Below are 5,653 nucleotides of genomic sequence, written 5' to 3'. Positions count from 1 at the left end.
GTTGCGATGATATTGTAAGCCGTCTGAGACGTTGGATCACTTGCTTGATGATGCCCGATATGGCGAAAATTAAAGGCACGGTGGTCATCAATTGATAAATGACCAACGATTTTAACGGTTGAGGCAGCAGAAGAGGTCGCATGCGCCTTGATTTCAAGTCCACCGAAGCAACGACTTGATGCGTTATTGAATAACCAGACATCGCGTGACCCATCATCGATTTCAATCCCGTTCGAATTGGAAAAACCTTCTGCATGGGCACGTCCACTTGGGTCATGCATAAAGCAGTTCGAGATGAAGAGATGGTCACTATGATGTGTCGTGATCCCATCGTCTCCGAACCCGTAACCGGTTAATCCATCGAACCAGATGAATGAACTACTTAAGTTCGCTCGAGCACCGTCCCCGTTGTAATTGTAATACGGTGTCGAGATATCAAAACAATGGAGTCCTGGATTGACAGCTTCGACATCAAAGACCCAACCATAAGTGACATGTGCGTATGTGAGACAACTGGAGTGATTGCCCCATGTGCTACTTTTCTTTGCGTCACCGATTCGTTTGATGTTCCAATCAAGCGTCATTTTCTCAACAAGCAGGTGATGATTGCCAAGGAGATAATTTTGGTTCGTTACAAGACGTCGTCCTTTAGGTGCGTCATCGTGCATCTTTATAATCGTTTTCCCTTTGCCAGCTCCCGTTAAAATCGTATAACTAGGTAAACGAATTCCTCGAACGATGTACGTACCGGCTGGAACATGGACTTGTCGATGTCCATCACCGAGCGCTTCGATGAACGCTTGTGTATCATCTGTCTGTCCATCACCGACCGCACCATAGGAAGTGATATCAACGATTTCGACTTCACTGATCAAACGTTCGAACTCATGATTGAGCCGCCCGAACCAACTCGGTCGAATCTCATCGTGTGGCGTTACGAAAGCTGGTGTCAGCGGTAAAATATGTTTATCACGGTTTGTCAAAAATAACGGTGAGATCATCGAACGAAGTGTTCGACTGAGGTTAGGATCACGTCGTGGTGCAATAAATGTACTATCGTGTAATAGTTGTTCTGCTTGTCGAACAGCCTGTTCGTTGCTTGATGTTTCAACGTATTCTTGAATCAGCGCCGCATTTTGATACGGATCATGCGTGTGATCGAGTTTCAACATGAAATAGTTCTCCTCTCTGAATAGGTCTGTCTACCTTTTCCCCTCTAATTGAACAATCATTCCTTGTTTCATAACATCCATAAAAATACACTAAAATTATAAATTTGGATTATAATGGATTTATAAAAAGGAGGGCTTTTGATGTCACTTCGCAAACGACTCGTAATTGGTATCGGATTGATTTTGCTGATATTAGGGATCAGTAAGCCGCTGACGGAAGCGGCTTTTCAAGCATTGAAGCCACAAGCGATAAAGATGTCAGGAGTCGAAACGAACGGATCGTGTAAACCGAACTGCAAGAACAACGGCAAGCTGTTAAACATTCCATTTCTTTCGTGGTTGCCTAAAAAGCAGACGAAGAATGATGAAGATTTACGTGTTTGGGACACGAATGAAAAGCCCAAAAAGCAGAAAGACCTCAAACCGAAAAAGAATAAGCTCATCGTTGTAGGGGTTGAAAATGCTAAGCGAGGTATGAATGAAAAAGGGGAATCGTCCTCATCGATGTTACTGATGAGTCTGATTGTTCTACCTCTATTCATCATAAGCTATATCGTTTGGCGGAAACGTCGAAAGACCAAGAAACAGGATGAGGACTCGATCAGAACTGACACCCCGTTACAGTCCTTAGACAACGACTTTGTTATAAAAGAGAACTCGATCGAGCTACCAGATGCCTGGATTCGTAAACAACTCATCCAGTTCAATCAGATACTCCCGACCCGCTTACGGCGACATGATACAGAAACACTTCAGGAATGGTGCCTGCGTATCGGATTCCAACCGTCACATGTCCTAATAAAAGCCTATCTCTTAGAACGCTATACAGACCGAGCTACTACGATATCGGAGATGGACAAGCAAACGATTCAGGGGGAATTCGGAGCCTTCGTCCATCAGTTTGATTGAAACCTTTTGAAAGGAATGACGTAAATGGAATAGGAAAGGGGAGTTGATGATGTACCTAGCAGATGCCGTGAAATTAAAGAGTATTCTGAGGAAACAGCTTGATCAGCTGATTGAAGAAATGGAGCGCGTAGCGTTCATTGATTTAGAAAAGGGAGAAGCACTCCCCGCACAACAAGGCCGGAGCTTAACCGACGTCGAAGCCGCCATGGACATCGTGCGTCATGATATGCGAGTCTTGGATCGTCTCGTCTATGCGGCGAATCTAGAAACTGTCATCGTGACGGACGAAGGAGAAATGCCGCTCGTCGAAGCAATCGAGTGGGCGACCCAATTGCGGGCAAAGGCACAAAATTATCAGATGCTCGCAAGTCGACCAAAACGCGAGTTCCAATACGGATTTGAAGGGACGACGATCATTCGTCATGCCTTATTCGATCCAGATGCCTATCGCTTAAAAGCGGAGGAAGTGGAACGGCAAGCACACAAAGTATCGAATGCGATCAATGCCGCGAACTATCAAACGACAATTGACTTTGATGGTGGACGTTATATGTAACTCCTTGACGTGGTGAGACTCCACGTCAAGGAGAGGGGACGGACCTCAATTTTCCTCTGTGGAGAAGAGATGGCGATGGCAAACCGATGACCATGAACCATTGACAGGCTGACCTGTTACCTTTGACCACCTATGGAACGCTGATGTTTTTTTCCGTCCCCGCTCCCTGTCGTTTCTTTGAGAAACGACAGGGATTTTTAGTGTGTCGATGGAAACAACAGGGTATAGAGAAGCACAAGAGAAAGGAGAGACATCATGAAACACACTTTTTCAGCATTCGTCGTACGAGAGGTGGATGGGAACTATGAAGGGAAGGTTGAGGCGAAACAAGTCGATGATTTACCGGAAGGAGACGTCTTAATTCGTGTCACGCATTCCTGTGTCAATTATAAGGATGCCTTATCGATGTCGGGTAATCGAGGGGTGACGAAATCCTATCCGCACACACCAGGCGTTGACGCAGCAGGATATATCGAACAAACGACAGATGCACGGTTTCAAACCGGTCAAGCGGTCGTCGTCAATGGCTTTGATTTTGGAATGAATACCTCGGGCGGATTTCAAGAATACATACGTGTACCAGCCGATTGGGTGACGCCACTTCCAGAATCCATTCGTCCATTAGAAGCGATGCGGCATGGAACGGCAGGATTGACAGCAGCGCAATCAGTCGATGAACTGTCACGAATTGTCTCAAAGGAGACAGGACCCATCCTTGTGACTGGAGCGACAGGAGGTGTCGGTACGATTGCGATCGCCTTACTGATTCGATTAGGCTATACAGTACACGCCGTAACCGGGAAACGAGTAGAACAAGAACGATTACTTAAAAAAGGTGTGGCGGAGGTATTAGACCGCACTACGTTCTTAGAAGAAACAGACCGTCCATTAAAAAAAGGAACGTATGCAGGTGTCATTGATACGGTAGGGGGTCCATTGCTCGCATCCGTCATTCGCTTCGTACAGTATGGTGGTGTCGTGACGACGTGTGGTAACGTCGGTGGGGCAGAGATGACACTGACAGTCTATCCCTTCATCCTGCGTGGCGTTCGTTTGATCGGAATCGATGCGGTACAAACACCGATTGCATATCGAGAGATCTTATGGCAACGGCTGGCGGATGAGTGGCGCGTCGATCTTGAATCAGAAGTCGACGTCAAAACACTGAACGACTTACCTAAAATCGCAGAAGCTCTGCTGACTTCTCGTCACCGTGGTCGAACTGTCATCGAAATTTAAATATTTCGAGTAAACATTGGTGGTATAGTGGGGAAAAACTGTGTCGACTTTTCAGGAGGAACCATACATGAGTGAACACCAACAGGAACGACAGTCTCGACAAGAACGACGGAAACAGAAACGCAATCGCCGAGGGATTGCGTTTGGCGGTATTTTAGCAACGCTATTCATCGTAGGTGGCTGGTTGTATATGTTGACGAATAACGATGCCTCTCAAGCAACATCGACGCTTGAGAAGCCGAAAACGACGGATCAAGCAACGAAAAACGAAAAGTCGAAGAAAGAGACAGCCTCGACAAAGGATCCAAAAGAAGCGAAAAAAGAGAAGAAAAAATCAAAGAAAAAGGTGGCAGAGTATGCGCAAGCAGCTTGGGTGACACGTCCGTTCGCGAACGTCTATCGCGATGCAAGCCGAAGTAGTGTCATCTATAAAGCAGATTTAGGTGATGTCTATGAGGTATTGGATGCAAAAGACGGAATGGTCCACTTGAAACTCAATGATAGTATCGAAGGGTATTTGCCTGAGACCGATGTCCGATTAGAAGCACCAAAAGGAACATCAGATAAAGCAGTCCTTACGGCACTCTCGCAAGCAGTTGCCAACCAACCGATTGATAAGCCGGAGCAGTATCTCGGAAAACCAATTGCTGACTTCGAAGCAAAATATGGTGCTGTTGGTAATACGCAACAGGACGCGGTCAATACGTATTACTTCTCAAACGCCGGATACCTGCTCGTCGTCTCGGACGGAATCATTGAAGCGATCGACTGGACGAATGCCTCAACGAACGCCTTGTCAACGCTCGGTGAACCTGTCGTCGATACGAGCTACGGGACATGGTACGAGGGAGAATCTTTACAATTGAAAGTATTCCCGGACAACGGAAAGATGCGCTTACGTCTTGCCCGTGATCCTGGACAAGACTAATGGAAAGACGGATTTGCTCCAAGCGAATCCGTCTTTTTTGCGCATAAAAAACCTCCCGAGTCCGACACTCGGGAGGAAATATGAAAATCCTTTGGGAGGAGATTTTCTTAGTAGACGCCTACAGCATCAAATGATTTCGCTGCTGCTGTTGCTTCTGCACTTGTTGAACCGTACAGGTCTTTTGCCGATTGAACGACTGCTGCGCGAAGTGCGCTGAAGTTCGAGTTCGGAGTCAAATAGACGCTAAGAGCACGGTAGTAGATTGCTCCAAGTTTCGGTACGCCGACACCTGTGACAGTCACGTTGTAATGAGTTCCACCATTACCGAGGAGGTAAGCAGCTTTGTTGACGATACCAGAGTTCGTGTGGACACCACCGTTATCTTGTGTACCTGTGTAGCGTTTTGAGTAGTGATCTGGATCGCCGTAAGCAGCTGGATTCGACATTGAACGGAGTGCATCACCGCTGACACCAGGCGTGTAGATGTCTTCTCCTACGAGCCAGTCGAAGTTCGAACCGACTGAGTATTCAGCAACCGTACCCATGATATCCGAAACAGCTTCGTTGATTGCACCTGATTCATTTTGGTAAACGAGGCCAGCTGTGTATTCTGTGACAGCGTGTGTCAATTCATGCGCTACGACGTCAAGTGCGCCTGAGAGGTATGTGAACGTTGAACCGTCTCCGTCACCGTAGACCATCTTCGTTCCATCCCAGAATGCATTGTTGTAGCTTGTTGAATAGTGGACAGATGAGTTTAAGGCAGCGCCTGCGTTGTCATAACTGTTGCGACCATATGTGTTTTTGTAGAAATCATATGTTTTCGCAGCGTTGACATGTGCGCTGACA

At 46.7% G+C, this 5,653-nt stretch carries 6 protein-coding genes; 4 read left to right on the top strand and 2 right to left on the bottom strand.

The features are described from left to right. Positions 1–1,172, bottom strand: a 1,172-nt coding sequence (locus B2751_RS14570) for a glycosyl hydrolase family 28-related protein (protein WP_290775445.1), incomplete at its 3' end; no start/stop codon positions are given. A gap of 141 nt (positions 1,173–1,313) precedes the next feature. Here B2751_RS14570 and B2751_RS14565 point away from each other — a divergent pair. From B2751_RS14565 to B2751_RS14550, 4 genes are all read left to right on the top strand, one after another. Then, positions 1,314–2,081 (top strand): hypothetical protein, encoded by a 768-nt coding sequence (locus B2751_RS14565; RefSeq protein ID WP_035411920.1) that lies wholly within the window; start codon positions 1,314–1,316, stop codon positions 2,079–2,081. Between the two features lie 49 nt (positions 2,082–2,130). Beyond that, the gene (locus tag B2751_RS14560) at positions 2,131–2,637 is read left to right on the top strand and encodes a hypothetical protein (RefSeq protein ID WP_035411922.1); all 507 of its coding nucleotides are present in this window, start codon (positions 2,131–2,133) and stop codon (positions 2,635–2,637) included. A gap of 255 nt (positions 2,638–2,892) precedes the next feature. Further along, positions 2,893–3,876 carry a YhdH/YhfP family quinone oxidoreductase gene (locus tag B2751_RS14555; protein ID WP_290753604.1) on the top strand — a complete coding sequence of 328 codons (984 nt, stop codon included), beginning with the start codon at positions 2,893–2,895 and terminating at the stop codon, positions 3,874–3,876. Between the two features lie 67 nt (positions 3,877–3,943). Beyond that, positions 3,944–4,804, top strand: coding sequence for a hypothetical protein (locus B2751_RS14550; RefSeq protein ID WP_290753601.1), 861 nt, complete (start codon positions 3,944–3,946; stop codon positions 4,802–4,804). Between the two features lie 107 nt (positions 4,805–4,911). Here B2751_RS14550 and B2751_RS14545 read toward each other — a convergent pair. After that, positions 4,912–5,653, bottom strand: a 742-nt coding sequence (locus B2751_RS14545) for a M4 family metallopeptidase (RefSeq protein WP_290775441.1), incomplete at its 5' end; no start/stop codon positions are given.

It is taken from the genome of Exiguobacterium sp. UBA6282 (genome assembly GCF_002440475.1).
GTDB lineage: Bacteria > Bacillota > Bacilli > Exiguobacteriales > Exiguobacteriaceae > Exiguobacterium_A.
This window is presented reverse-complemented; position numbering and strand designations above follow the sequence as displayed.

Coding starts and splice junctions, on each gene's coding strand:
- B2751_RS14565 (WP_035411920.1), top strand. CDS start 1,314: ATGTCACTTCGCAAACGACTCGTAATTGGTATCGGATTGATTTTGCTG.
- B2751_RS14560 (WP_035411922.1), top strand. CDS start 2,131: ATGTACCTAGCAGATGCCGTGAAATTAAAGAGTATTCTGAGGAAACAG.
- B2751_RS14555 (WP_290753604.1), top strand. CDS start 2,893: ATGAAACACACTTTTTCAGCATTCGTCGTACGAGAGGTGGATGGGAAC.
- B2751_RS14550 (WP_290753601.1), top strand. CDS start 3,944: ATGAGTGAACACCAACAGGAACGACAGTCTCGACAAGAACGACGGAAA.